This is a genomic window from Streptomyces sp. NPDC023723, from assembly GCF_040639815.1.
In the GTDB taxonomy this organism is placed as follows: Bacteria; Actinomycetota; Actinomycetes; order Streptomycetales; family Streptomycetaceae; genus Streptomyces.
Map to the genome: position 1 here is coordinate 23,630 of NZ_JBFAAP010000040.1, position 25,419 is coordinate 49,048.

General features: G+C 70.6%; 22 protein-coding genes, 1 pseudogene and 1 riboswitch. Of the genes and pseudogenes, 17 read left to right on the forward strand and 6 right to left on the reverse strand.

Annotated elements, in window-relative coordinates; genetic code table 11:
• The first annotated feature begins 190 nt into the window (after nucleotides 1-190).
• From AB0G32_RS30205 to AB0G32_RS30225, 5 genes are all read left to right on the forward strand, one after another.
• Nucleotides 191-976 (forward strand): PspA/IM30 family protein, encoded by a 786-nt coding sequence (locus tag AB0G32_RS30205; protein WP_361170241.1) that lies wholly within the window; start codon nucleotides 191-193, stop codon nucleotides 974-976.
• A gap of 30 nt (nucleotides 977-1,006) precedes the next feature.
• On the forward strand, nucleotides 1,007-1,291 hold the full coding sequence (locus tag AB0G32_RS30210; RefSeq protein WP_361170244.1) for a hypothetical protein: 285 nt from the start codon (nucleotides 1,007-1,009) through the stop codon (nucleotides 1,289-1,291).
• A gap of 244 nt (nucleotides 1,292-1,535) precedes the next feature.
• Nucleotides 1,536-2,765 carry a sensor histidine kinase gene (locus AB0G32_RS30215; RefSeq protein ID WP_361170247.1) on the forward strand — a complete coding sequence of 410 codons (1,230 nt, stop codon included), beginning with the start codon at nucleotides 1,536-1,538 and terminating at the stop codon, nucleotides 2,763-2,765.
• Nucleotides 2,762-3,445 (forward strand): response regulator transcription factor, encoded by a 684-nt coding sequence (locus AB0G32_RS30220; protein ID WP_361170250.1) that lies wholly within the window; start codon nucleotides 2,762-2,764, stop codon nucleotides 3,443-3,445. Before AB0G32_RS30215 ends, AB0G32_RS30220 begins: the two co-directional genes overlap by 4 nt.
• A gap of 156 nt (nucleotides 3,446-3,601) precedes the next feature.
• Nucleotides 3,602-6,727 carry an efflux RND transporter permease subunit gene (locus tag AB0G32_RS30225; RefSeq protein ID WP_361170253.1) on the forward strand — a complete coding sequence of 1,042 codons (3,126 nt, stop codon included), beginning with the start codon at nucleotides 3,602-3,604 and terminating at the stop codon, nucleotides 6,725-6,727.
• 90 nt (nucleotides 6,728-6,817) lie between these two features.
• Here the strand turns inward: AB0G32_RS30225 and nadA are convergent, their stop codons facing one another.
• Complete coding sequence (nadA, locus tag AB0G32_RS30230) at nucleotides 6,818-8,014, reverse strand: quinolinate synthase NadA (protein ID WP_361170256.1); 1,197 nt, start codon at nucleotides 8,012-8,014, stop codon at nucleotides 6,818-6,820.
• A 253-nt stretch (nucleotides 8,015-8,267) separates the two neighbouring features.
• Between nadA and AB0G32_RS30235 the strand changes: the two genes are divergently transcribed.
• Entirely contained in the window at nucleotides 8,268-8,627 is a 360-nt protein-coding gene (locus AB0G32_RS30235; RefSeq protein ID WP_361170259.1) for an iron-sulfur cluster assembly accessory protein, read from the forward strand.
• Between the two features lie 65 nt (nucleotides 8,628-8,692).
• Here the strand turns inward: AB0G32_RS30235 and AB0G32_RS30240 are convergent, their stop codons facing one another.
• Both AB0G32_RS30240 and AB0G32_RS30245 read right to left on the reverse strand, forming a co-directional pair.
• Nucleotides 8,693-10,078: a hypothetical protein gene (locus AB0G32_RS30240; protein ID WP_361170262.1), complete on the reverse strand. Its 1,386-nt coding sequence runs from the start codon at nucleotides 10,076-10,078 to the stop codon at nucleotides 8,693-8,695.
• Nucleotides 10,079-10,162: 84 nt separating this feature from the next.
• Entirely contained in the window at nucleotides 10,163-10,351 is a 189-nt protein-coding gene (locus AB0G32_RS30245) for a hypothetical protein (RefSeq protein WP_361170265.1), read from the reverse strand.
• 133 nt (nucleotides 10,352-10,484) lie between these two features.
• Between AB0G32_RS30245 and AB0G32_RS30250 the strand changes: the two genes are divergently transcribed.
• Nucleotides 10,485-11,459, forward strand: a complete 975-nt coding sequence (locus AB0G32_RS30250) for a carbohydrate kinase family protein (protein WP_361170268.1) — start codon at nucleotides 10,485-10,487, stop codon at nucleotides 11,457-11,459.
• A gap of 68 nt (nucleotides 11,460-11,527) precedes the next feature.
• Here the strand turns inward: AB0G32_RS30250 and AB0G32_RS30255 are convergent, their stop codons facing one another.
• Nucleotides 11,528-12,877, reverse strand: coding sequence for an aminotransferase class V-fold PLP-dependent enzyme (locus AB0G32_RS30255; protein ID WP_361170271.1), 1,350 nt, complete (start codon nucleotides 12,875-12,877; stop codon nucleotides 11,528-11,530).
• Nucleotides 12,878-13,193: 316 nt separating this feature from the next.
• On the opposite strand from AB0G32_RS30255, the gene coxB reads away from it, so the two are divergent.
• The 4 genes from coxB (at nucleotide 13,194) to AB0G32_RS30275 (ending at nucleotide 17,663) form a co-directional block, all read left to right on the forward strand.
• Nucleotides 13,194-14,129 (forward strand): cytochrome c oxidase subunit II, encoded by a 936-nt coding sequence (coxB, locus tag AB0G32_RS30260; protein WP_361170274.1) that lies wholly within the window; start codon nucleotides 13,194-13,196, stop codon nucleotides 14,127-14,129.
• On the forward strand, nucleotides 14,126-15,859 hold the full coding sequence (ctaD, locus tag AB0G32_RS30265) for a cytochrome c oxidase subunit I (RefSeq protein ID WP_361170276.1): 1,734 nt from the start codon (nucleotides 14,126-14,128) through the stop codon (nucleotides 15,857-15,859). Before coxB ends, ctaD begins: the two co-directional genes overlap by 4 nt.
• Nucleotides 15,856-16,254: a cytochrome c oxidase subunit 4 gene (locus tag AB0G32_RS30270; RefSeq protein WP_361170279.1), complete on the forward strand. Its 399-nt coding sequence runs from the start codon at nucleotides 15,856-15,858 to the stop codon at nucleotides 16,252-16,254. The genes ctaD and AB0G32_RS30270 overlap by 4 nt, the downstream gene beginning before the upstream one ends.
• Before the next feature lie 128 nt (nucleotides 16,255-16,382).
• Nucleotides 16,383-17,663, forward strand: a complete 1,281-nt coding sequence (locus tag AB0G32_RS30275; RefSeq protein WP_361170281.1) for an Ig-like domain-containing protein — start codon at nucleotides 16,383-16,385, stop codon at nucleotides 17,661-17,663.
• An 80-nt stretch (nucleotides 17,664-17,743) separates the two neighbouring features.
• Here the strand turns inward: AB0G32_RS30275 and AB0G32_RS30280 are convergent, their stop codons facing one another.
• Nucleotides 17,744-18,145, reverse strand: a complete 402-nt coding sequence (locus AB0G32_RS30280; RefSeq protein WP_361170283.1) for a hypothetical protein — start codon at nucleotides 18,143-18,145, stop codon at nucleotides 17,744-17,746.
• A 177-nt stretch (nucleotides 18,146-18,322) separates the two neighbouring features.
• Between AB0G32_RS30280 and AB0G32_RS30285 the strand changes: the two genes are divergently transcribed.
• The 6 genes from AB0G32_RS30285 (at nucleotide 18,323) to AB0G32_RS30310 (ending at nucleotide 25,300) form a co-directional block, all read left to right on the forward strand.
• Nucleotides 18,323-18,943, forward strand: a complete 621-nt coding sequence (locus AB0G32_RS30285) for a heme-copper oxidase subunit III (RefSeq protein ID WP_361170286.1) — start codon at nucleotides 18,323-18,325, stop codon at nucleotides 18,941-18,943.
• Between the two features lie 67 nt (nucleotides 18,944-19,010).
• Complete coding sequence (locus AB0G32_RS30290; RefSeq protein ID WP_361170289.1) at nucleotides 19,011-19,820, forward strand: c-type cytochrome; 810 nt, start codon at nucleotides 19,011-19,013, stop codon at nucleotides 19,818-19,820.
• Nucleotides 19,817-20,869, forward strand: coding sequence for a Rieske 2Fe-2S domain-containing protein (locus AB0G32_RS30295; RefSeq protein ID WP_361170292.1), 1,053 nt, complete (start codon nucleotides 19,817-19,819; stop codon nucleotides 20,867-20,869). The genes AB0G32_RS30290 and AB0G32_RS30295 overlap by 4 nt, the downstream gene beginning before the upstream one ends.
• Nucleotides 20,866-22,503 (forward strand): cytochrome bc complex cytochrome b subunit, encoded by a 1,638-nt coding sequence (locus AB0G32_RS30300; RefSeq protein ID WP_361170295.1) that lies wholly within the window; start codon nucleotides 20,866-20,868, stop codon nucleotides 22,501-22,503. Before AB0G32_RS30295 ends, AB0G32_RS30300 begins: the two co-directional genes overlap by 4 nt.
• A gap of 122 nt (nucleotides 22,504-22,625) precedes the next feature.
• Entirely contained in the window at nucleotides 22,626-23,690 is a 1,065-nt protein-coding gene (gene trpD, locus AB0G32_RS30305) for an anthranilate phosphoribosyltransferase (protein ID WP_361170298.1), read from the forward strand.
• Nucleotides 23,691-23,767: 77 nt separating this feature from the next.
• Nucleotides 23,768-23,884: riboswitch (SAM riboswitch) on the forward strand.
• A gap of 42 nt (nucleotides 23,885-23,926) precedes the next feature.
• Nucleotides 23,927-25,300 carry an aminotransferase class V-fold PLP-dependent enzyme gene (locus AB0G32_RS30310; RefSeq protein WP_361170301.1) on the forward strand — a complete coding sequence of 458 codons (1,374 nt, stop codon included), beginning with the start codon at nucleotides 23,927-23,929 and terminating at the stop codon, nucleotides 25,298-25,300.
• On the opposite strand, the pseudogene AB0G32_RS30315 reads toward AB0G32_RS30310, so the two are convergent.
• Nucleotides 25,234-25,416, reverse strand: a pseudogene (locus tag AB0G32_RS30315) (glycerate kinase); the annotation flags it as partial. The gene AB0G32_RS30310 and the pseudogene AB0G32_RS30315 sit on opposite strands and share 67 nt — an antisense overlap.
• Nucleotides 25,417-25,419: the final 3 nt, after the last annotated feature.

A 25,419-nucleotide genomic window follows, 5' to 3' on the forward strand; every position in this document is an offset into this window, starting at 1 on the left:
ACCGTTCGTCTCCCAGGGGACCACCTACTCCTCACGCGGGATCAGGAACGTGCGCAGTCGTCCTTGGGGATGAGCGCATCCGTCCCCGAACAGTGCGGTAATGGATGCAGACCCCGTACCGTGGGTTCTGTTGCAGTCGCTGGAGCTGGAGTCCGTCAGAAGGGGGCGCGCGAAGCCCATGAGCGGTGTCATGAAGCGTATGGGGATGATCTTCCGCGCGAAGGCGAACAAGGCCCTTGACCGGGCCGAGGACCCGCGCGAAACCCTCGATTACTCGTATCAGAAGCAGCTGGAGCTGCTCCAGAAGGTGCGCCGCGGTGTCGCCGACGTGGCGACCAGCCGCAAGCGTCTGGAGCTCCAGCTCAACCAGCTCCAGTCGCAGTCCTCGAAGCTGGAGGACCAGGGCCGCAAGGCGCTCGCGCTGGGCCGGGAGGACCTGGCCCGCGAGGCGCTGTCCCGCCGCGCCGCCCTCCAGCAGCAGGTGACCGACCTGGAGACGCAGCACGCCACGCTCCAGGGCGAGGAGGAGAAGCTCACCCTGGCGGCCCAGCGGCTCCAGGCCAAGGTCGACGCCTTCCGCACCAAGAAGGAGACGATCAAGGCCACCTACACCGCCGCCCAGGCGCAGACCCGGATCGGCGAGGCGTTCTCCGGCATCTCCGAGGAGATGGGCGACGTGGGCCTAGCGATCCAGCGGGCCGAGGACAAGACCGCCCAGCTCCAGGCGCGGGCCGGCGCGATCGACGAACTGCTCGCCTCGGGCGCCCTGGACGACCAGTCAGGCATGCACAAGGACGACATCCAGGCCGAGCTGGACCGGCTCTCCGGTGGTACGGATGTAGAGCTGGAGCTCCAGCGGATGAAGGCCGAGCTGGCCGGGGGGTCCTCCGCCGGGAAGCAGGCCATCGAGGGCGGCGACCGGACCGAGCAGCCCCAGCAGCAGCCGCAGGACACCCCGCGCTTCGACAAGCAGTAGCCCGAGCAAGCCCACGCCGAGGAGGGCGACATGATCGTACGGATCATGGGGGAGGGGCAGGTGAGACTGGCCGACAGCCACCTCACCGAGCTGGACAAACTGGACGACGAGCTGCTGGCCGAGATGGAGGGCGGCGACGGCCCCGGCTTCCGCCGCACCCTCACCGCCCTGCTCGCCAAGGTCCGCGAACTGGGCACCCCGCTGCCCGACGACTCCCTGGAGCCGTCCGGGCTGATCCTCCCCGCCGAGGACGCGACCTTGGAGGACGTACGGGAACTGCTCGGCGACGACGGACTGATCCCGGGCGGAGCCTGAGAAGGGACGGTTCTCATCCGCCCGTCCGGCGATCGCGGACGAGGCCGTGCAGGCCGAAGCGGGGTTCGGGGGCGGCAGCCCCCGGGTCGACGGTCACATCGACACCGCGCGCCGAGGCAACCGGCGCCCACCGGGCTGCCGTGCAGGCCGAAGCGGGGTTCGGAGGCGGCAGCCCCCGGGCCGACGGTCACATCGACACCGCGCGCCGAGGCAACCGGCGCCCACCGGGCTACCGTAGACAGCCGTGAGCACCCTCACCCGCGCCCGCTGCCACGTCGGCGCCCACCCCGTCGCCACCGATGCCTGCCTCGCCGCCGCCGTCCTGGTGTGCATGGTGGCCGGCTCCTTCACCGACCCGCACGGCTCCGACGGCGTCACCTGGGCGGTGCGCAGCCCCGACCCGCTCAGCCTGGTCCTCATCACCGTCGGCGCCGCCGCCCTCGCCCTGCGCCGCCGCGCCCCGCTGGCCGTCCTCGCCCTGACCGGCGGTGTCTCCGTCGTCGAGAGCGTCACCGGCGACCCCCGCGCGCCCGTCGTGATGTCGGCCGTCGTCGCCCTGTTCACCGTCGCCGCGAGCACCGACCGGTCCACCACCTGGCGGGCCGGGCTGCTCACCATGACCGTGCTGACCGGCGCCGGCATGCTCGCCGGACCGCTGCCCTGGTACGCCCAGGAGAACCTCGCCGTGCTCGCCTGGACCGGCATCGGCGCCACCGCCGGGGACGCGGTGCGCAGCCGTAAGGCCTTCGTGCAGGCCATCCGGGACCGGGCCGAGAAGGCCGAACGCACCCGCGAGGAGGAGGCCCGCCGCCGGGTCGCCGAGGAACGCCTGCGCATCGCCCGCGACCTGCACGACGTCGTCGCCCACCACATCGCCCTGGTCAACGTGCAGGCCGGGGTCGCCGCGCACGTCATGGACAAGCGGCCCGACCAGGCCAAGGAGGCCCTCGCCCACGTACGGCAGGCCAGCCGCTCCGCCCTCGATGAACTGCGCGTCACCGTCGGCCTGCTGCGCCAGTCCGGCGACCCGGAGGCCCCCACCGAACCGGCCCCCGGCCTGGACCGCCTCGACGAACTCGTCGGCACCTTCCGCAGCGCCGGCCTGCGGGTGGAGACCGCCCGCGCCGACCAGGGCACCGAACTGCCCACCGCCGTCGACCTCGCCGCGTACCGGGTCATCCAGGAGGCCCTCACCAACGTGCACAAGCACGCGGGCTCCGGGGCGACCGCGGAGGTCAGCGTGGTCCGGGTGGGACCGGACATCGAGATCACGGTCCTGGACGACGGCGCCGGCCGGTCCGAGCCCACCGCCCCGGGCGGCGGCCACGGACTGCTCGGCATGCGCGAGCGGGTCACCGCCGTGGGCGGCGCCCTCACCACCGGCCCCCGGCACGGCGCCGGCTTCCGGGTCCATGCGATCCTTCCGGTCACGTCCACGCCCCGTACCGCCGCCGTCGTGAAGGACCCCGTATGACGATCCGTGTCCTGCTCGCCGACGACCAGGCACTGCTGCGCAGCGCCTTCCGGGTGCTGGTCGACTCCGAACCGGACATGGAGGTGGTGGGCGAGGCGTCCGACGGCGCGCAGGCGGTGCTGCTGGCCCGAGAGCAGCGGCCCGACGTGGTGCTGATGGACATCCGGATGCCCGGCACCGACGGTCTCGCCGCCACCCGCCTGATCAGCGCCGACCCGGAACTCGCCGCCGTCCGCGTGGTCATCCTGACCACCTTCGAGGTCGACGACTACGTGGTGCGGTCGCTGCGCGCGGGCGCCTCCGGGTTCCTCGGCAAGGGCTCCGAACCCGAGGAACTACTCAGCGCCATCCGGATCGCGGCGGGCGGCGAGGCGCTGCTGTCGCCGGTCGCCACCAAGGGGCTGATCGCCCGCTTCCTGGCCCAGGACGGCGGCCCGGACGAGGACCAGGACCCGGCCCGCTCGGAGCGGCTGGCCGCGCTGACCGTGCGGGAGCGGGAGGTGCTGGTGCAGGTGGCCGGCGGGCACTCCAACGACGAGATCGCCGAGCGCCTGGAGGTCAGCCCGCTCACCGTGAAGACCCATGTCAACCGGGCGATGGGCAAGCTGGGCGCCCGGGACCGGGCCCAGCTGGTGGTCATCGCCTACGAGTCGGGGCTGGTCCGTCCGAGGGTGGAGTGACCCGGACCCGGGTGTACTGCGGTCGGAGTATGCGCGGCGTAAGGAAATGGACCTGGGGCCTACGGAACCGGCCCGTCCATGGCTCAGGGTGTGGGGTGGGCGCTCACCTGTGTGTGCCCGTCCTCCGCTCGGCCACAGAAGAGAGACCGTTAACCCATGTCCTGGCTGTCGAGATTCAGCCTCGCGCAACGGGCCCTGATAGGGCTGATGTCCATCATCGCGCTCGTCTTCGGAGCGATCGCGATCCCCCAGCTGAAGCAGCAGCTCCTGCCCACCATCGAACTGCCCATGGTGTCGGTGGTGGCGCCGTATCAGGGTGCCGCGCCGGACGTGGTCGAGAAGCAGATCGTCGAGCCGATCGAGAACAACCTCGAAGCGGTCGACGGCATCTCGGGCGTCACCTCCACGGCGAGCGAGGGCAGCGCCGTGATCATGGCGTCCTTCGAGTACGGCCCCGACACCCAGCAGCTCGTCGCCGACGTCCAGCAGGCCGTCAACCGGGCCCGCGCCACGCTGCCGGACGAGGTGGACCCGCAGGTGGTGGCCGGCTCCACCGACGACCTGCCGTCCGTGGTGCTGTCGGTCGCCTCCGACCGGGACCAGCAGGCGCTGGCCGACCAGCTCGACAAGACGGTCGTGCCCGCCCTTGAGGACATCGACGGCGTCGGCCAGGTCACCGTCGACGGCGTCCGGGACGTGCAGGTCGCCGTCACACCCGACGACGCGAAGCTCGCCAGGGCCGGCGTCACCTCGCAGGCCCTGGCCGCCGCCCTCCAGGCCGGCGGCGCCACCGTCCCCTCCGGTTCCTTCGACGAGGACGGCGCCAACCGCACCGTCCAGGTCGGCGGCGGCTTCACCTCGCTGAAGCAGATCCAGGACCTGATGGTCACCGGCGAGGGCGTGAAGAAGCCGGTGCGCCTCGGCGACCTCGCCACGGTCGAGGAGAGGGAGGCCAAGGCCGACTCCCTCACCCGCACCAACGGCAGGCCCAGCCTCGCCGTCGCCGTCACCATGGACCGGGACGGCAGCGCGGTCGCCATCTCGGACGCCGTCGAGGACAAGCTGCCCGAGCTGCGCGAGCAGCTCGGCTCCGGCGCCGAACTGACCGTCGTCAGCGACCAGGGCCCGGCCGTCTCCAAGGCCATCAAGGGCCTGACCACGGAGGGCGGCCTCGGCCTGCTCTTCGCGGTCATCGTGATCCTGGTCTTCCTGGCGTCGATCCGCTCCACCCTGGTCACCGCGGTCTCCATCCCGCTGTCGGTGGTGCTGGCGCTGATCGTGCTGTGGACCCGCGACCTGTCGCTGAACATGCTCACCCTCGGCGCGCTGACCATCGCCATCGGCCGGGTCGTGGACGACTCGATCGTGGTCCTGGAGAACATCAAGCGCCATCTCGGCTACGGCGAGGAACGCCGGCAGGCCATCCTGAGCGCCGTGCGCGAGGTCGCCGGCGCGGTGACCTCCTCCACCCTCACCACGGTCGCCGTCTTCCTGCCGATCGGCCTGGTCGGCGGCATGGTCGGCGAGCTGTTCGGCTCCTTCAGCCTCACCGTCACCGCGGCGCTGCTCGCCTCCCTGCTGGTGTCGCTCACCGTCGTGCCGGTGCTGTCCTTCTGGTTCCTGCGCGCCCCCAAGGGCACCCCGGAGGACGCCGACGAGGCCCGCCGCCTCGCGGAGGAGAAGGAGGCCAAGTCCCGCCTCCAGCGCGTCTACGTCCCCGTCCTGCGGTTCGCGACCCGGCGCCGGCTGTCCAGCGTGGCGATCGCGGTCGTCGTACTGGTCGCCACCTTCGCCATGACCCCGCTGCTGAAGACCAACTTCTTCGACCAGGGCGAGCAGCAGGTCCTCAACATCAAGCAGGAACTGGAGCCGGGCACCAGCCTGGCCGCGACCGACACCCAGGCGAAGAAGGTCGAGAAGCTCATCCAGGGCACCGAGGGCGTCAAGGACTCCCAGGTGACCATCGGCTCGTCCGGTTTCATGGCGGCCTTCGGCGGCGGTACGGACACCAACCAGGCGTCGTACCAGGTCATGCTGGAGGACTCGGCCTCCGCCGAGGATGTCCAGGACAGCCTGGAGGCCGGGCTCGCCAAACTCGGCGACTCCCTCGGCACCACCACGATCGCCGCCGGTGACGGCTTCGGCAGCCAGGATCTCAGTGTCGTGGTGAAGGCGTCCGACGCCGACGCGCTGCGCGAGTCCGCCGAGCAGGTCCGCAAGGCGGTCGCCGGCCTGGACGACGTCACCGACGTCACCAGCGACCTGTCGCAGAGCGTGCCGCGCATCTCGGTCAAGGCCAACGAGCGGGCCGCCGCGGCCGGTTTCACCGACCAGACCCTCGGCGCGGCCGTCACCCAGGCGGTCCGCGGCACCACCGCCGCCAAGGCGGTCCTGGACGACACCGAGCGGGACGTCGTCATCACCTCGGCGAAGCCCGCCACCACCCTCGCCGAGCTGAAGGCGCTGTCCCTCGGCCCGGTGAAGCTCGGTGACGTCGCCACCGTAAAGGTGGTCGACGGCCCGGTCTCCATGACCCGGATCGACGGCCAGCGCGCGGCGACCATCACCGCCCGGCCGACCGGGGACAACACCGGCGCGGTCAGCACCGACCTCACCGCCAAGATCAACGACCTGAAGCTGCCGGCCGGGGTCACCGCCGAGATCGGCGGCGTCTCCGCCGACCAGGACGAGGCGTTCGTCAACCTGGGCCTGGCGATGCTCGCGGCCATCGCGATCGTCTTCATGCTGCTGGTCGGCACGTTCCGGTCGCTGGCCCAGCCGCTGATCCTGCTGGTCTCCATCCCGTTCGCGGCGACCGGCGCGCTCGGCCTGCTGATCGCCACCGGCACCCCGATGGGCGTCCCGGCGATGATCGGCATGCTGATGCTGATCGGCATCGTGGTCACCAACGCGATCGTGCTGATCGACCTGATCAACCAGTACCGCAAGCAGGGCCACGGAGTGGTCGAAGCGGTCATCGAGGGCGGCCGGCACCGGTTGCGGCCCATTCTGATGACCGCCCTGGCGACCATCTTCGCCCTGCTGCCGATGGCCCTGGGCGTCACCGGCGAGGGCGGCTTCATCGCCCAGCCGCTGGCGGTGGTCGTGATCGGCGGCCTGGTCACCTCGACCCTGCTGACCCTGCTCCTGGTCCCGACGCTCTACGCGATGCTGGAGCTCCGCAAGGAGCGCCGCGCGAAGAAGAAGGCGGCCAGGCGGGGCGGCGGCGAGGTGCCGCCGCAGGCGACCGCCTCGGACGAGCCGGAGCCGGCGAAGGTCTGATCACGCGCGAGGGCCCCGCCCGCCACCGAAGCTGGCCGGACGGGGCCCTTCGCCGTGCGAAACAGCACGGGCGGTGGGTGGGAACCGCCTTTACGGCAACGCCAGCATCCGCTCCAGCGCCAGCTTGGCGAACGCCTCCGTCTCCTTGTCGACCTCGATCCGGTTGACCAACTGGCCCTCGGCGAGCGACTCGAGGGCCCACACCAGATGCGGCAGGTCGATCCGGTTCATGGTCGAGCAGAAGCACACCGTCTTGTCGAGGAAGACGATTTCCTTCCCCTCCGCGGCGAAACGGTTCGCCAGCCGCCGTACGAGGTTCAGCTCGGTCCCGATGGCCCACTTGGACCCGGCCGGCGCCGCCTCCAGCGCCTTGATGATGTACTCGGTGGAGCCGACGTAGTCCGCCGCCGCGACGACCTCGTGCCGGCACTCGGGGTGCACGAGGACGTTCACGCCGGGTATCCGGGCCCGCACGTCCTCCACCGACTCCAGGCTGAACCGCCCGTGCACCGAGCAGTGCCCGCGCCACAGGATCATCCTGGCGTCCCGCAACTGCTCGGCGGTCAGCCCGCCGTTCGGCCGGTGCGGGTTGTAGACGACGCAGTCCTCCAGGGACATGCCGAGGTCCCGGACGGCGGTGTTGCGCCCGAGGTGCTGGTCGGGCAGGAAGAGCACCTTGCTTGTCGATGGCTCCCCCTGCTCGAACGCCCAGTTCAGCGCCCGCTCGGCATTGGACGACGTACAGATCGTCCCGCCGTGCCTGCCGGTGAACGCCTTGATGTCGGCGGAGGAGTTCATGTACGAGACGGGCACCACCTGCCCGGCGATCCCGGCCTCGGTCAGCACGTCCCAGCACTCGGCGACCTGCTCGGCGGTGGCCATGTCGGCCATCGAGCACCCGGCGGCGAGATCGGGCAGCACGACCTTCTGGTCGTCGCCGGTCAGGATGTCCGCGGACTCCGCCATGAAGTGCACGCCGCAGAAGACGATGTACTCGGCCTCGGGGCGCGCGGCGGCGTCCCGGGCCAGCTTGAAGGAGTCACCCGTGACGTCGGCGAACTGGATGACCTCGTCGCGCTGGTAGTGGTGACCGAGGACGAAGACCTTGTCCCCGAGCTTCTCCTTGGCCGCGCGGGCGCGGGCGACCAGGTCGGGGTCGGAGGGCGAGGGCAGGTCACCCGGGCACTCCACGCCGCGCTCGCTCCTCGGGTCGGCCTCCCGGCCGAGCAGCAGCAGGGCGAGCGGCGACGGCTGAACGTCGAGCTCCTGGGTCTGGGCGGTGGTCACGGCACGCACCCTTTCTACTTTTCGTCGAATTGACGCTATCTATCATATCCGCTTCACGTCACTTTGACGATGCCCATTGTGTCGGTGTGACGTGAATCCCGATGCCCGCGCCCCTGACCGTTCCCGGGGCCGTGTGCGAGCATGAAGAGACGAACCGAGGGGAAATCACTCGGGTCCGGCCCGGAATGAATCCGCGGCTGTGGCGGTTGACACCGTCGGCAAGCAGTCTCCGTACAACCCGGGAGAGATGTAGATGTCCGTATCGAAGGACGAGACCATCATTGTCACCGACGGCATCGTCCTCACCGACGCCGCCGCGGGCAAGGTCAAGGCCCTGCTCGACCAGGAAGGCCGGGACGACCTGGCGCTGCGCGTCGCCGTCCAGCCCGGCGGCTGCTCCGGCCTGCGCTACCAGCTCTTCTTCGACGAGCGTTCCCTCGACGGCGACGTCGTGAAGGACTTCGGCGGCGTCAAGGTCGTCACCGACCGGATGAGTGCCCCGTACCTGGGCGGCGCGACCGTCGACTTCGTGGACACCATCGAGAAGCAGGGCTTCACGATCGACAACCCGAACGCGACCGGTTCCTGCGCCTGCGGCGACTCCTTCAGCTGAGCCGCTGAGCCGTACCGACGAGGGCGGCGGCACCGGGGACACCCCGGTGCCGCCGCCCTCGCGCGTCACCGGCCGCCGGTCGGTGCCGGCAGCCGCGCGCCCTCCTTGGCGAGCGGGACCGGCTTCCCGTCCGAGCCCACCACGGCCCGCCCGCCCAGCGGCTCGGTCAGCTCCACGGTCAGCTCGTACTCCTTGGCGATCGCGATGCAGACCTTCCCCGGGTCGGAGCTCGCGGTGACGGTGACCGTCACTCGCCGGGACTCCTCCGCCGCCTCCGCGTCGTACTTCGCGCACACCCCGCCGGTGAACCGCACCGTCAGCTCGTTCCCCGCGGCGGTGTACCCGGTCACCTCCACGTCCCGCTCGGTGGACGGCCCAGGCGACGGCTCGGCCGACTTCAGGTACGCCGGGTCCACGGCCGGATACGGCACCGTGACCGGGTCCGCCGCCCCCGCCGCCCGCACCTCGAACAGCCAGGACGGCACCAGCGTCTCCCGCCCGCCCACCGGCTGCGCGGCCAGCCCGAACACCGCCCCCGCCACGGTGTCCGTCGCCGCCCCGGACTCTGCCCCGCAGGCTCCCGTCCCGCCGCCCTCCAGCGGTACGGCACTGGCGCAGCCGCCACTCGCCGCCGGCGCCTGCTCCATCCGGGCGAGGGTCCGCTCCGCGTCCAGCACCGGATACGTGTCCCCCTTGACCGGCGCCGCCACCCGCCCGCTGCCGCCGGCCACCTCGCCGCCCGCGCCGACGATCACCCCGGTGGTCCAGCCGTACGTGGGCAGCCCGCCGACCGCCGGCTCGGCGTTGACCACCCGGCGGGTGCCCAGCACCTGGCCGGCGTCCACCTCGGCGTCGTCCTGGCCCACCGCCGCCAGTACCGGCGCCGCCGCCTTCTTCGCGGCCGCCTCGCTCACCGGACCCTCGCCCGTGGGACCGGTCGGGCAGACCGGGTCCTTCCGGTCGCAGTCGTCACCGGCCGCCGCCGACCGCTGGAACGTCCAGTTCCCCGGCGCCTCGCGCGCCACCCGCAGCACCGGACCCGACCCGTCCGCCACCGTCCCGACCGTCCAGGAGGCACCCCGGACCACCGGCTTCCCGGCCAGGTCGAGCGCCTCGGCCAGCCGGGTCACCTGTGCCTCGGTGACCCGCCCCGCGGCCCGGTACACCGGCGCCGAGTCCGGCCCGTCCGGCAGCCGCCCGGCGGTCCGGTAGCCGCCGGCCGTGCTGTCGGCGGCGGGGGAGTCGAGGACCAGCGGCGGGGGAGTGGACGCGCCCGCCGCGCCACCGCCGCCCGAGCCGTCGGACGCGGTCGCCGCCAGATACGCCCCGCCGCCCCCGGCCAGCAGCACCGCCGCCGCGACCGACGCGGTCAGCACCGCCCGGGGCCGGCGCCGCACCGCCCGGGTCCCCTCGCCCCCGGTGCCGTCGTGGTCGGGTCGCTCGCTGTTCACCGCATCGCTCCTTCGGCCGCCGTGCGGGACGCCGATAGGACGTGCCGGGGCAGCCCCGGGTTCCCCGGGGGTCCGCCGGACGGCTCAGTCGCCGTACTCCGCCGTCGCGTCCAGCAGCCGGGCCGAGGCCGGCGGCACGGTCACCCCGTGGATCAGCGCCGGCGGCACCGGCCGGACGGCGACCCGCTCGGTCGGCGGCCAGTGCGGCGCCATCCGGGCGCAGTCGCCGCGCAGCGCGGCCAGGTCCTCGAACTCTTCGGTGGGGTTCGTCATGACCGCACCGTAAGCACGTCCGAAGCCGCGAAGAAAGATCTACTATCAGGTAGTTTCGGCCGCTTCAACGGCGTCCCGGCGACCGGGTAGCGTGAACTGCCAACCCACCTCCCTCCAGGAGAGAGTTCACGCCGTGCGCATCGCAGTCACCGGCTCCATCGCCACCGACCACCTCATGACCTTCCCCGGCCGCTTCGCCGACCAGCTCGTCGCGGACCAGTTGCACACGGTCTCGCTCTCCTTCCTGGTCGACGAGCTCGACGTGCGCCGGGGCGGGGTCGCCGCCAACATCGCCTTCGGCATGGGCCAGCTCGGCACCCGCCCGGTCCTGGTCGGGGCGGCGGGCTCCGACTTCGACGACTACCGCGCCTGGCTGGAGCGGCACGGCGTGGACACCGACTCGGTGCGGATCTCCGAGACCCTGCACACCGCCCGCTTCGTCTGCACCACCGACGCCGACCACAACCAGATCGGCTCCTTCTACACGGGTGCGATGAGCGAGGCCCGGCTGATCGAGCTGAAGGCCGTCGCGGACCGCGTCGGCGGTCTCGACCTGGTCTCCATCGGCGCCGACGACCCGGAGGCGATGCTCCGCCACACGGAGGAGTGCCGGACCCGCGGCATCCCGTTCGCCGCCGACTTCTCCCAGCAGATCGCCCGCATGAACGGCGACGAGATCCGGATACTGCTGGACGGGGCGACGTACCTCTTCGCCAACGAGTACGAGAAGGGGCTCATCGAGTCCAAGACCGGCTGGAGCGACGCGGAGATCCTCGGCCGGGTCGGCCACCGGATCACCACGCTGGGCGCGCGGGGGGTACGGATCGAGCGGACCGGCGAGCCGGTCATCGAGGTCGGGGTCCCGGACGAGGAGCGCAAGGCCGACCCCACGGGCGTCGGCGACGCCTTCCGCGCCGGGTTCCTGACCGGCCTCGTGTGGGGGGTGGGGCTCGAGCAGGCCGCGCAGGTCGGCTGCATGCTGGCGACGCTGGTCATCGAGACGGTGGGGACACAGGAGTACCAGCTGCGGCGGGGGAACTTCATGGAGCGGTTCACCAAGGCGTACGGGGAAGAGGCGGCGGCGGAGATCCGGGGGCATCTGGGGTAGTTCGGCGGGTGCGGGTGCGGGTGCGGGTGCGGGTGCGGGTCTGACACAGCCCCGCGCCCCTGGGTTTCTCACCTGGTCCGGCGGACCACGTAAGCCGTTCCTCTCTCCTCCGGCTCCGCACCCACGTACTCCTGGTCGCGCATCTCGCACCACGCCGGGATGTCCAGGCGGGCCGCCTCGTCGTCGGCCAGGACGCGAACCGTGCCGCCCACCGGGACGTCGCCGATCACCTTGGCCAGTTCGATGACCGGGATCGGGCACAGCTTGCCCAGCGCGTCCACCACCAGGGCGCCCCCCTCGGCCGAGGTGGCCGGCGAGGGCGCCCCCAGCTTCTCCCGCACCCCCGCCACCGCCCCCGGCAGCACCTCCAGGAACCGTTCGACATCCGCCTCGGCCGCCCCGAACGGCAGCGACACCCGGACGTTGCCCTCGCTGAGCACCCCCATCGCCCGCAGCACATGACTCGGCGTCAGCGTGCTGCTGGTGCAGGAGGACCCGGAGGAGACCGAGAAGCCGGCCCGGTCCAGCTCGTGCAGCAGGGCCTCCCCGTCGACATAGAGACACGAGAAGGTGACGATCCCGGGCAGCCGGCGGGCCGGATCGCCGACCACCTCCACGTCCGGCACCAGCCGCGGCACCCGGGCCCGGATGCGGTCCGTCAGTTCCCGCAGCCGCGCCGCCTCCTGGACGGCCGCCGCCCGCACCGCCCGCAGCGAGGCGGCCGCCGCCACGATCGCCGGCAGGTTCTCGGCCTCGGCCGCCTCCGCCGGCGCGAACCGCACCCCCTTGCGCACCACCAGCAGCCCCACCCCCGCGGGCCCGCCCCACTTGTGCGCACTGCCCGTCAGCAGCGACCAGCCACCCGCCACCCGGCCCCACCCCAGCGACTGGGCCGCGTCCACCAGCAGCGGCACCCCGGCCGCCCGGCACACCTCCGCCACCTCGGCCACCGGCTGCTCGGTCCCCACCTCGTGGTTGGCCGACTGGAGGCAGGCCAGCGCGGTGTCCGCGCGCAGGTCGGCGCCGTACGCCGCCGGATCGACCGCTCCCGTCCGGTCCACCGCCACCTGGGCGACCGTCCCGCCCGCCGCCTCGTGCGCCTCACCCGCATGCAGTACCGACGAGTGTTCGACAGCTGACACGACCAGGTGACGCCCGACCCGGCGCCGCCCGGCCAACACCCCCGCCAAACCCGTACGCACCGCCCGCGTCCCCGACGAGGTGAACACCAGCTCGTCCGCCCGGCACCCCACCGCCTCCGCCACCGCCTCCCGCGCGGCGTCCAGCAGCATCCGCGCCCGCCGCCCTTCCCGGTACAGCCGCGAGGGGTCGGCCCACCCCTCATCCAACGCGGCCAACAACGCCTGCCGCGCGACAGGATGAAGCGGAACACCGGAAGCAGCATCGAAGTAGCCCATACGGCAACGCTAAATGCCCGCTCACTCAAACGCCCCAAAGGGGCGCGGGGAACTGCGCGCTCAGCCACAACCCGACCCGCACCCGCCAAACCAGCGAACCACCCCCCTCAGTAGGCACCCCTCCCCGCGAACCCTCGGAGAGCGTCGGCTAGGGTTTGGTCCGCATAAACATCCAAACCCCTGCCCGACGCAGGGCGGCGACCGACCAGCGAGAAGGCCGCAGCCGACCGCGCGGGCGAGACTCTCGGGAAGGCGCTACGTGAGTCCCAACGGCTCCGACCTCCCCCATCGCCCGAAGGGCGTGGGCGGTACCCCCATGCCGCGACGCCCGATGCGGCGGAGGCTGTCGCAGACACTGACCGCGGGCCTGGTCCTGGCGACCGCCACCGGTTGCACCTGGGAGGACTTCCCCCGCCTCGGAATGCCCACCCCCACCACGGAAGAGGCTCCGCGGATCCTCTCCCTGTGGCAGGGCTCCTGGGCTGCCGCGCTCGCCGTCGGCGTGCTGGTGTGGGGGCTGATCCTGTGGAGTGCTTTCTTCCACCGGCGCAGCCGCACCAAGGTCGAGATTCCTCCGCAGACCCGGTACAACATGCCCATCGAGGCGCTGTACACCGTGGTTCCGCTCGTCATCGTCTCGGTGCTCTTCTACTTCACCGCGCGCGACGAGTCCGAAGTGCTCAAGCTCGACAAGAAGCCCGCCGTGACCATCAACGTGGTCGGCTTCCAGTGGAGCTGGTGCTTCAACTACGTCGAGAGCGTCGACGGTTCCACCGGTGACGCCAAGACGGCCAAGGAACTGGACGCGATCCCGGACCGCTACAAGGACGCTTTCCCGGCGAACGCCGGCGGCGTCTACGACTGCGGCACCCCGGGCACCACCAACGAGCAGACCGGCAACCCGGGCCCCACCCTGTGGCTGCCCGAGGGCCAGCGCGTCCGCTTCGTCCTGACCTCCCGTGACGTCATCCACTCCTTCTGGGTGGTGCCGTTCCTGATGAAGCAGGACGTCATCCCGGGCCACACCAACGCCTTCGAGGTGACCCCCAACAAGGAGGGCACCTTCCTGGGCAAGTGCGCCGAGCTCTGCGGCGTCGACCACTCCCGGATGCTGTTCAACGTCAAGGTCGTCTCCCAGGAGCGCTACGAGCAGCACCTGAAGGACCTCGTGAAGAAGGGGCAGACCGGTTACGTCCCGGCTGGCATCGCCCAGACGGACCACGAGAAGAACCGGGAGACGAACAACCTGTGAGCATCCTCAACGAACCCCAGGGTGCCGCGGCCGGGTCCCATTACGCGGACGAACTGCCGGTCCGGCGCCAGAGGCGCGGCGAAGTCGTCGTCAAGTGGCTGACCACCACCGACCACAAGACGATCGGCACGCTGTACCTGGCCACGTCGTTCGCGTTCTTCTGCATCGGCGGCGTCATGGCGCTGCTCATGCGCGCCGAGCTGGCCCGGCCGGGCCTGCAGATCGTGTCGAACGAGCAGTTCAACCAGGCGTTCACGATGCACGGCACGATCATGCTGCTGATGTTCGCGACGCCGCTGTTCTCCGGTTTCGCGAACTGGATCATGCCGCTCCAGATCGGCGCGCCCGACGTGGCGTTCCCGCGGCTGAACATGTTCGCCTACTGGCTCTACCTGTTCGGCTCGCTGATCGCGGTCGGCGGCTTCCTCACCCCGCAGGGCGCGGCCGACTTCGGCTGGTTCGCGTACTCGCCGCTGTCCGACGCGGTGCACTCGCCGGGCATCGGCGGCGACCTGTGGATCATGGGTCTGGCCTTCTCCGGCTTCGGCACGATCCTCGGCTCGGTCAACTTCATCACCACGATCATCTGCATGCGCGCGCCCGGCATGACGATGTTCCGGATGCCGATCTTCACCTGGAACGTGCTGCTGACCGGTGTGCTGGTCCTGCTCGCCTTCCCGGTCCTCGCGGCGGCCCTGTTCGCCCTGGAGGCGGACCGCAAGTTCGGCGCCCATGTCTTCGACGCCGCGAACGGTGGAGCCTTGCTATGGCAACACTTGTTCTGGTTCTTCGGGCATCCAGAGGTGTACATCATCGCGTTGCCGTTCTTCGGCATCGTCAGTGAGATCATCCCGGTCTTCTCCCGCAAGCCGATCTTCGGCTACATGGGCCTGATCGGCGCCACCATCGCCATCGCCGGCCTGTCGGTCACGGTGTGGGCGCACCACATGTACGTCACCGGTGGCGTGCTGCTGCCGTTCTTCTCGTTCATGACCTTCCTGATCGCGGTCCCGACCGGCGTGAAGTTCTTCAACTGGGTCGGCACCATGTGGAAGGGCAGTCTCTCCTTCGAGACGCCGATGCTGTGGTCGACCGGGTTCCTGATCACCTTCCTCTTCGGTGGTCTGACCGGTGTGCTCCTCGCGGCCCCGCCGCTGGACTTCCACGTCTCGGACTCGTACTTCGTGGTGGCCCACTTCCACTACGTGGTGTTCGGCACCGTGGTCTTCGCGATGTTCGCCGGCTTCCACTTCTGGTGGCCGAAGTGGACCGGCAAGATGCTGGACGAGCGGCTCGGCAAGATCACCTTCTGGACGCTGTTCATCGGCTTCCACGGCACCTTCCTGGTCCAGCACTGGCTGGGCGCCGAGGGCATGCCGCGCCGGTACGCCGACTACCTGGCGGCCGACGGCTTCACCGCCCTGAACACGGTCTCCACGATCAGCTCGTTCCTGCTCGGCATGTCGATCCTGCCGTTCATGTACAACGTCTGGAAGACCGCCAAGTACGGCAAGCCGGTCAACGTGGACGACCCGTGGGGCTACGGCCGCTCCCTGGAGTGGGCGACCTCCTGCCCGCCGCCGCGGCACAACTTCCTCACCCTGCCGCGCATCCGCTCCGAATCCCCGGCCTTCGACCTGCACCACCCGGAGATCTCCGCGCTGGACCAGCTGGAGAACGTCGGCCACGGTGACAAGGCCCTCGCCGGCGGCAAGGAGGCGGGCAAGTGAAGATCCAGGGCAAGATGTTCATCTGGCTGAGCGTCTTCATCCTCGTCATGGCGATCGTCTATGGCGTGTGGTCGAAGGAGCCGGCCGGTACCACGGCGCTCTTCCTGGCCTTCGGGCTGTCCATCATGATCGGCTTCTACCTCGGCTTCACGGCCAAGCGGGCCGACGCGGGCGCCATGGACAACAAGGAGGCGGACGTCGCGGACGACGCCGGCGAGGTCGGGTTCTTCAGCCCGCACAGCTGGCAGCCGCTCTCCCTGGCCATCGGTGGCGCGTTCGCGTTCACCAGCGTGGCGATCGGCTGGTGGCTGATGTACTTCTCGGCCCCGCTGATCCTCATCGGCCTGTTCGGCTGGGTCTTCGAGTACTACCGCGGTGAGAACCGCACCCAGTAGCACACCCGGCCACCCGAAGGGCCCGGACGCTCCGCCAGGAGAGTCCGGGCTCCTTCGTTTGGCCCAGCGCGCCACCCGTACGGCTTACCCACCGTGCCGCACCCGCCCAGGCTTCCTACGTTGAGGCCATGAGCCACTCCGTTCACTTCCAGGCCTGCGGGCGCACCGCCGTCGTCGGCTGCACCCTGCTGGTGATCGCCCTGGGGGCGGGCGCCACCGCGTGCAGCAGCGGCGACGACGACCCGCTGGCCGCCGCGCCCTACGACGCGGCCGGCAACATCTCCTTCAACGGCCCCAAGGACGCCGGGCAGAAGGCCGACCCGGACAAACCCCTGGAGGTCGTCGCCGAGGGCTCCGACGGGCGCATCACGGATGTCACCGCCCGGGACGCCACCGGCCGCTACCTGGCCGGCGAACTCGCCGCCGACGGGGCCCGCTGGCACAGCACCTCACCGCTGGCCGCCAACGCCTCCTACACGGTCCGGGTCAGCACCGAGAACGCCGACGGGGCGCCCGGCCGCAAGGTCCTCACCTTCGACACGGGCAAGCCGACCACCAAGAAGCGGCTGGACATCGCCTTCGGACCGGAGGCGGGCACCTACGGCGTCGGACAGCCCGTCACGGCCGAGCTGAGCCAGCCCATCAAGGACCCGGCCCAGCGGACGACCGTGGAACGCGCCCTCAAGGTGGAGTCCACGCCCGCGGTGGAGGGCGCCTGGCACTGGGTGGACGACAAGGAACTGCACTACCGCCCCAAGGACTACTGGCCCGCGCACGCCACCGTCCGGGCCCGCTCCACCCTGGAGGGCATCAAGATCGGCGACCGGCTGTGGGGCGGCCGGGCCAAGGAGCTGAAACTCTCCACCGGCGACCGCGTCATCGCCGTGACGGACGCCTCGTCGCACACGATGACGGTCTTCCGCAACGGCGAGGAGATCAAGCAGATCCCGGTCACCACCGGCAAGCCCGGCTTCGAGACCCGCAACGGCGTCAAGGTGGTGCTGGGCAAGGAGCCGTTCGTCCGGATGCGCAGCACCACCGTGGGCATCGCCGAGGGCTCCTCGGAGGCGTACGACCTGCCCGTGCACTGGGCCACCCGGGTGACCTGGAGCGGCGAGTACGTGCACGCCGCCCCCTGGTCGGTCGGCTCCCAGGGCTCCGCCAACGTCAGCCACGGCTGCACCGGGATGAGCACCGGCAACGCCGAGTGGTTCTTCGACACCGTCCGCGAGGGTGACGTCGTCGAGGTGGTCAACTCCTACGGCGACACGATGGAGACCTTCGGCAACGGCTTCGGCGACTGGAACCTCGACTGGGACAAGTGGCAGACGGGCAGCGCCCTGACCGGCGGCAACCCGAACGCGACCCAGCCAGAAGACACCGCACGTCTCCGCCCGACGGTGGCCTGAGGCGCCTCCAGGGGCGCGGGGAACTGCGCAACCAGCCACAAACCACCCGCGCCCGCCGAACCTCAGAACACCCCTGCCCCTCAGGCGCTCTGCAACTTCCGCTCCCGCAGCAAAGAGGCCAGCGCCGAGGCGAACTCCACCGGCTCCACCGGCAAGGTCACCGCCGCGTCCGCCCGGCTCCAGGTCGCCAGCCACGCGTCCTGCGGACGGCCGATGAGCAACAGCACCGGCGGACAGGCGAACACCTCGTCCTTGATCTGCCGGCACACCCCCATGCCCCCCATCGGCACCGCCTCGCCGTCCAGCACGCAGACATCGACCCCGCCCCGGTCCAGCTCCGTCAGGACCGCGGCAGGCGTCGCGCACTCCAGGAACTCCACGACCGGCACGTCCGGAGCCGGCCTGCGCCCGGTCGCGAGCCGTACCTGCTCCCGCGTGGTGGAGTCGTCGCTGTAGACCAGCACCGTGACGGTCGGCTGCATGCTTCCTCCGAAAGGTCGTGTCCCGTTGCGCGGGATGCTACTCCCTCCCACACCCCGTCAACAGCGGGCGAAACACGGCTTCCACGGGCCCCGCGATGGGCCATCCGGGCAGTCCGGACGGGGTGAACACTCCGAACGGCACCCCCGGGAGTGAGGGCGGGATAAGCGACCGACATAATGTCGGTCGTGGCGACAGCAACGACAGTAGATACCGGGCACGCGCACCCGTCGGTCAACCGGCCGAACCTCACCAGTGTCGGAACCATCATCTGGCTGAGTTCCGAGCTGATGTTCTTCGCGGCCCTCTTCGCGATGTACTTCACCCTGCGATCGGTGACGGGTCCCGATCACTGGAAGGAAATGGCGTCCGCGCTGAACCTTCCGTTCTCGGCGACGAACACCACGATCCTGGTGCTCTCCTCGCTCACCTGCCAGCTCGGCGTGTTCGCCGCCGAGCGCGGTGACGTGAAGAAGCTCAGGATGTGGTTCATCGTCACGTTCATCATGGGTGCGATCTTCATCGGCGGACAGGTGTTCGAGTACACCGAACTGGTCAAGAAGGACGGCCTCTCGCTGTCCTCCGACCCGTACGGCTCGGTGTTCTACCTGACCACCGGCTTCCACGGCCTGCACGTGACGGGTGGTCTGATCGCCTTCCTGCTGGTCCTCGGCCGTACCTACGCGGCCAAGAGGTTCACCCACGAGCAGGCGACCGCCGCCATCGTCGTGTCCTACTACTGGCACTTCGTCGATGTCGTCTGGATCGGCCTCTTCGCCACGATCTATTTGATCAAGTAGGCGCGGACCGCTCCCGCACACACATCCAGAAGCATCGACGCAGAAGATCCTGACACCGGGGTAATCCGTGAAAAAGCTCTCCGCACGACGACGCCACCCGTTGGCGGCGATCGTCGTCCTACTCCTCGCGCTGGCATGCACCGGGGGGCTCTACGCCGTGTTCGCGCCCGCGGACAAGGCGCAGGCCGATGAGACGGCCCAGTCCCTCGCCATCGACGAGGGCAAGAAGCTCTACGCCGTGGGCTGCGCCAGCTGCCACGGCACCGGAGGCGAGGGCACCACCGACGGCCCCAGCCTGGTCGGTGTGGGCGCCGCGGCCGTGGACTTCCAGGTGGGCACCGGGCGCATGCCGGCCCAGCAGCCGGGCGCGCAGGTCCCCAAGAAGAAGAACATCTACTCGCAGGCCGAGATCGACCAGCTCGCGGCCTACATCTCCTCGCTCGGCGCCGGTCCGTCCATCCCCGCCGAGGAGAAGTACAGCGACGACGGCGCGGACATCGCCGAGGGCGGTGAGCTGTTCCGTACCAACTGCGCGCAGTGCCACAACTTCACCGGCAAGGGCGGCGCGCTGACGAACGGCAAGTCCGCCCCGTCGCTGGAGGGCGTCGACCCGAAGCACATCTACGAGGCCATGCTGACCGGCCCGCAGAACATGCCTTCCTTCCCCGACACCACGCTGACGGAGCAGAACAAGAAGGACATCATCGCGTACCTGAACGCGGTCAACGGGGACGAGACCGTGGACCCGGGCGGTCTTTCGCTGGGCGGCCTCGGGCCGGTCAGTGAGGGCCTCTTCGGCTGGATCTTCGGGCTCGGTACCCTCATCGCCGTCGCCGTGTGGGTTGCCGCTCGGACCGCAAAGGCCAAGAAGTCATGAGTAGCCAAGACATTCCAGAAGAGAACCTGCCCAAGGCGCAGGACCACCCGCACGGTGAGGTCGCGGACGAGAAGCACCCGTTCGCCGACCCGGGGCTGCCGCCCCACGAGCACCGGATCCAGGACATCGACGAGAAGGCCGCGAGGCGCTCCGAGCGCGCCGTCGCCTTCCTGTTCACCCTGTCGATGCTGGCCACCATCGGCTTCATCGCCTCGTTCGTGGCGATCGACCACGACAAGTCGATCTACGTCTTCCCGATCGGCCACATCAACGCGCTGAACTTCGCCCTCGGCCTGACCCTGGGCGTGGCGCTGTTCTGCATCGGCGCGGGCGCGGTCCACTGGGCCCGCACCCTGATGTCCGACGTGGAGGTCGCCGACGAGCGGCACGCGATCGCGGCGTCCCCCGAGGTCCGTGCCAAGGTGCACGCCGACTTCAAGCAGGGCGCCAAGGAATCGGCGATGGGCCGGCGCAAGCTGATCCGCAACACGATGTTCGGCGCGGTCGCCCTGGTGCCGCTGTCCGGAGTCGTGCTGCTGCGCGACCTCGGTCCGCTGCCCGAGGACAAGCTGCGCCACACGCTGTGGAACAAGGGCAAGCTGCTCGTCAACATGAACACCAACGAGCCGCTGCGTCCCTCCGACGTCGCGGTGGGCTCCCTCACCTTCGCCAAGCCCGAGGGCCTGGAGGAGCACGACGAGGAGTTCCAGGACGAGATCGCCAAGTCGGCCCTGATGATCGTCCGGCTCCAGCCGGACAACATCAAGGACAAGCGCGAGCTCGAGTGGTCGCACGAGGGCATCGTGGCCTACTCGAAGATCTGCACCCACGTCGGCTGCCCGATCTCGCTCTACGAGCAGCAGACGCACCACGTGCTCTGCCCCTGCCACCAGTCCACCTTCGACCTCTCCGACGGTGCCCGGGTGATCTTCGGTCCCGCCGGTCACGCCCTGCCGCAGCTGCGCATCGGCGTGAACGACGAGGGTTACCTCGAAGCGCTCGGCGACTTCGAGGAGCCTGTCGGTCCTGCATTCTGGGAGCGCGGATGAGTACTTCTGAGAGCACCACGGCCCGCTCCCGCGGGAAGGCACCGGCCGGCGAGCGCGTCGCCGACTGGGCCGACGGCCGGCTGGGGATCTACTCCCTGGCCAAGGCCAACATGCGCAAGATCTTCCCGGACCACTGGTCCTTCATGCTGGGCGAGGTCTGCCTCTACAGCTTCCTCATCATCATCCTCACGGGTGTGTACCTGACGCTGTTCTTCCACCCGTCGATGAACGAGGTGGAGTACCACGGCAGCTACGTCCCGCTCCAGGGGCAGCTGATGAGCGAGGCCTTCAAGTCGACGCTGGACATCAGCTTCGACGTGCGCGGTGGTCTGCTGATCCGGCAGATCCACCACTGGGCGGCGATCATCTTCCTCGCCGGCATGTTCGTGCACATGATGCGCGTCTTCTTCACCGGCGCGTTCCGCAAGCCGCGTGAGATCAACTGGCTGTTCGGCTTCCTGCTGTTCGTCCTCGGCATGTTCACCGGTTTCACCGGTTACTCGCTCCCGGACGACCTGCTCTCCGGCACCGGTGTCCGCTTCACCCAGGGCGCGATCCTGTCCGTGCCGATCGTCGGTACGTACATCTCGATGTTCCTGTTCGGCGGGGAGTTCCCGGGGCACGACTTCGTCGCCCGGTTCTACTCGATCCACATCCTGCTGCTGCCGGGCATCATGCTCGGGCTCGTGGTCGGCCACCTGATCCTGGTCTTCTACCACAAGCACACCCAGTTCGCGGGTCCCGGCAAGACCAACAAGAACGTCGTCGGCATGCCGCTGCTGCCGGTCTACATGGCGAAGGCCGGCGGCTTCTTCTTCCTGGTCTTCGGTGTGATCGCGGCGCTGGCCGGCATCGCGTCCGTGAACCCGATCTGGGCGCTCGGCCCGTACCGGCCCGACCAGGTGTCGACCGGCGCCCAGCCCGACTGGTACATGGGCTTCGCCGAGGGTCTGGTCCGTGCCATGCCCGGCTGGGAGATCAACTTCTGGGGTCACACGCTCGTCCTGGGCGTGTTCGTCCCGCTGGTGGTCTTCGGGATCTTCCTCGCCGCGATCGCGGTGTACCCGTTCATCGAGTCCTGGGTCACCGGGGACAAGCGCGAGCACCACATCCTGGACCGTCCGCGCAACGCCCCGACCCGCACCGCCTTCGGTGTCGCCTGGGTCACGGCGTACATGATCATGCTGGTCGGTGGTGGCAACGACATCTTCGCCACCCACTTCCATCTGTCGATCAACGCGGTCACCTGGTTCGTCCGGGTCGGCTTCTTCGTCGGTCCGGTGCTCGCCTTCGTGATCACCAAGCGGGTCTGCCTCGGCCTGCAGCGCCGGGACAAGGAGAAGGTGCTGCACGGCCGCGAGTCGGGCATCATCAAGCGGCTGCCGCACGGTGAGTTCATCGAGGTGCACGAGCCGCTCAGCCAGGAGCAGCTGTACACGCTCACCGCGCACGAGCAGTACCAGCCGGCCGAGATCGGCCCGGGCGTCGACGAGAACGGGGTCGAGCGGAAGCCGAAGAGCACCCAGAAGCTCCGGGCCAAGCTCAGCAAGTCCTACTACGGCGAGGAGTCGCAGATTCCGAAGCCGACCGTCGAGGAGTACAAGGAGATCACCAGCGGCCACGGCCATCACTGATCTCTGAGCGTCGCCACGCCACGGCGAAGGGCCCCGTCCGGTGTTCGGACGGGGCCCTTCGTCATGCCCCGGGGCTGGATAGGGTGGGACCGACTCTCCCTACGACATCCCAGGAGCGGCTGATGAGCGCTGTGACCCCCGCCGGAGGCGACACCGCGGCGGCCCGCTCCTGGCCCGCCCTGCTGAACGGACTGCTGGACGGCCGGGACCTGTCCGCGGACGACACGGCATGGGCGATGGACACGATCATGCGCGGCGAGGCGACCGACGCGCAGATCGCCGGGTTCGCGGTGGCGCTGCGGGCCAAGGGCGAGACGGTGGACGAGATCGGCGGCCTGGTCCGCGCGATGTACGAGCACGCCCATGTGATCGAGGTGCCCGGCGACACGGTCGACATCGTCGGCACCGGCGGCGACGGCGCCAAGACCGTCAACATCTCCACCATGTCGGCGATCGTCATCGCCGGCACCGGGGCGAAGGTCGTCAAGCACGGCAACCGCGCGGCCTCCTCGGCCTCCGGCGCCTCCGACGTCCTGGAGAAGCTCGGCATCAACCTCCAGCTCACCCCGAAGCGGGTGGCCGAGGTCGCCGAGGAGGCCGGCATCACCTTCTGCTTCGCCGCGAAGTTCCACCCGGCGCTGCGCCACGTGGCCGCCGCCCGCGGCCAGCTCGGCATCCGGACGGTCTTCAACTTCCTCGGCCCGCTGACCAATCCGGCCAAGGTCCGCTCCCAGGCGATCGGGGTGGCCGACGCCCGGATGGCACCGATCATCGCCGGGGTGTTCGCCGAGCGCGGCAACTCCGCGCTGGTCTTCCGCGGCGACGACGGGCTGGACGAGCTGACCACCACGGCCACCTCCCGGGTGTGGGTGGTGCGGGACGGCGCGGTGACCGAGGAGGCCTTCGACCCGCGCGCCGTCGGCCTGGAGATCGTGCCGGTCCAGGCGCTGCGCGGCGCCGACGCCTCCTACAACGCGGACGTGGCCCGCCGGCTGCTCGGCGGCGAACCGGGCCCGGTGCGGGACGCGGTGCTGCTCAACTCGGCGGCGGCCCTGGTGGCCCTGGAGCCCGGCACCGGACCGCTGGCCGACCGCATCCGGGCCGCCATGGCCCGCGCCGCCGAGTCGATCGACTCGGGCGCGGCCGGGCGGGCGCTGGAGCGCTGGGTGGCCGCCAGCAACGCCTGACCGGCGGATGTGACGTGCGTCCCGCGATCCGGGCACGGGTTGCGGGACGACGATCACCTCGGTTACGTTTTCGACCAGGTCATGAGTGACAGTCATCAGGCCCCGGCCGACTGTCCGGCAACCCTCCGTCCGTGGCGGGGTGCCCCGGGTGAAGACCAGGCCGTGGACAGCAGGGTCCGCGGCAAGCGCGGATCCCTCACAGATCAGGGGTCCTGGTCTTGAGGAGTGTGTCCGACGTGTCCGTCCCCACCGCTGTCTCCGCCCCGCTGGCCGTCCTCGGCCGGGACGTCACCGTGCCGCTGGTCACCGGCGGCGAGGTCACCTACGCCGCGCTCGACTACGCCGCCAGCGCCCCCGCCCTCCAGCGGGTCTGGGACGACGTGGCCGGCTACGCGCCGTACTACGGCAGCGTGCACCGGGGCGCCGGGTACCTCTCCCAGCTCTCCACCGACCTGTTCGAGAACGCCCGCCGCACCGTGCACGACTTCCTCGGCTGCCGGGGCGACGACCAGGTGGTCTTCACCCGGTCCACCACCGACTCCCTCAACCTGCTGGCCGCCGCGCTGCCGGCCGGCTGCCGGGTCTTCGTCTTCGAGACCGAGCACCACGCCTCGCTGCTGCCCTGGCGGCACGCCGAGGTCACCTGCCTCGACGCCCCGAGCACCCCCGCGCAGGCCGTCCAGACCCTGGAGCGCGCCCTCGCCGCCCGCGAGCCGCACGGCCCCGCCCTGGTCTGTGTCACCGGCGCCTCCAACGTCACCGGCGAGCTGTGGCCGGTGCGCGAACTGGCCGCCGCCGCGCACGCGCACGGCGCCCGGATCGTCCTGGACGCCGCCCAGCTCGCCCCCCACCACCCGGTCGACGTCCGCGACCTGGACGTCGACTGGGTCGCCTTCTCCGGGCACAAGCTGTACGCCCCCTTCGGCTCCGGGGTGCTGGCCGGCCGCGCCGACTGGCTGGCCGAGGCCGAGCCGTACCTCGCGGGCGGCGGCGCCAGCCGCAAGGTCGCCCGGCGCGCGGACGGCGGCGTGGACGTGGAGTGGCACGAGGGCGCCGCCCGGCACGAGGCCGGCTCGCCCAACGTCATCGGCGCCTACGCCATCGCCGCCGCCTGCAAGGCCCTCACCGAGGCCGGGTTCGACGAACTGGTGGCCCGGGAGCGGTACCTGATCGAGAAGGTGCGGGCGGGCCTCGCCGAGGTGCCCGAGGTGCGGGTGCTGTCGCTGTTCGGCGACGACGCCCCGCGCGTCGGCGTGCTCTCCTTCGTCGTCGACGGCTGGAACAGCTCCCACTTCGCCGCCGCCCTCTCCGCCGAGTACGGCATCGGGGTGCGCGACGGCCTGTTCTGCGCCCACCCGCTGGTGCGCACCCTGCTCGGCAGCGACCCGGGGACCCAGGGCGAGTGCGGGGCGCCCGAGGCCGCGCCCGGCGAGCGGTCCCTCAACGCGGTCCGGGTCAGCTTCGGCGCGGGCACCCCGGACGAGCACGTGACGCGGTTCGTGACGGCGGTGACGGAGCTGGTGCGGGACGGCGCCCGCTGGAACTACCGTACGGAGGAAGGGCGTTGCGTGCCCGACCGGTCCGCCGCGGCCGGTACGTCCGCCGCCTGACCCGGTAGCCGGGCACCCAGCAGGATCATCCGCAGGGCCCGCTCGGTGGCGTCGGCCAGGAGTTCCGCGCCGCGGGACAGCGCCTCCGCCAGGGCCAGTGAGCCGGGCATGAAGGAAAC

Bases quoted from the DNA above. Each gene is read 5' to 3' on its own strand.
- AB0G32_RS30300 (WP_361170295.1), top strand. From the start codon at position 20,866: ATGAGTACTTCTGAGAGCACCACGGCCCGCTCCCGCGGGAAGGCACCG.
- AB0G32_RS30205 (WP_361170241.1), top strand. From the start codon at position 191: ATGAAGCGTATGGGGATGATCTTCCGCGCGAAGGCGAACAAGGCCCTT.
- coxB (WP_361170274.1), top strand. From the start codon at position 13,194: ATGCCGCGACGCCCGATGCGGCGGAGGCTGTCGCAGACACTGACCGCG.
- AB0G32_RS30255 (WP_361170271.1), bottom strand. From the start codon at position 12,877: ATGGGCTACTTCGATGCTGCTTCCGGTGTTCCGCTTCATCCTGTCGCG.
- AB0G32_RS30275 (WP_361170281.1), top strand. From the start codon at position 16,383: ATGAGCCACTCCGTTCACTTCCAGGCCTGCGGGCGCACCGCCGTCGTC.
- AB0G32_RS30280 (WP_361170283.1), bottom strand. From the start codon at position 18,145: ATGCAGCCGACCGTCACGGTGCTGGTCTACAGCGACGACTCCACCACG.
- AB0G32_RS30210 (WP_361170244.1), top strand. From the start codon at position 1,007: ATGATCGTACGGATCATGGGGGAGGGGCAGGTGAGACTGGCCGACAGC.
- AB0G32_RS30225 (WP_361170253.1), top strand. From the start codon at position 3,602: ATGTCCTGGCTGTCGAGATTCAGCCTCGCGCAACGGGCCCTGATAGGG.
- AB0G32_RS30295 (WP_361170292.1), top strand. From the start codon at position 19,817: ATGAGTAGCCAAGACATTCCAGAAGAGAACCTGCCCAAGGCGCAGGAC.
- AB0G32_RS30245 (WP_361170265.1), bottom strand. From the start codon at position 10,351: ATGACGAACCCCACCGAAGAGTTCGAGGACCTGGCCGCGCTGCGCGGC.
- AB0G32_RS30235 (WP_361170259.1), top strand. From the start codon at position 8,268: ATGTCCGTATCGAAGGACGAGACCATCATTGTCACCGACGGCATCGTC.
- AB0G32_RS30220 (WP_361170250.1), top strand. From the start codon at position 2,762: ATGACGATCCGTGTCCTGCTCGCCGACGACCAGGCACTGCTGCGCAGC.
- trpD (WP_361170298.1), top strand. From the start codon at position 22,626: ATGAGCGCTGTGACCCCCGCCGGAGGCGACACCGCGGCGGCCCGCTCC.
- AB0G32_RS30285 (WP_361170286.1), top strand. From the start codon at position 18,323: ATGTCGGTCGTGGCGACAGCAACGACAGTAGATACCGGGCACGCGCAC.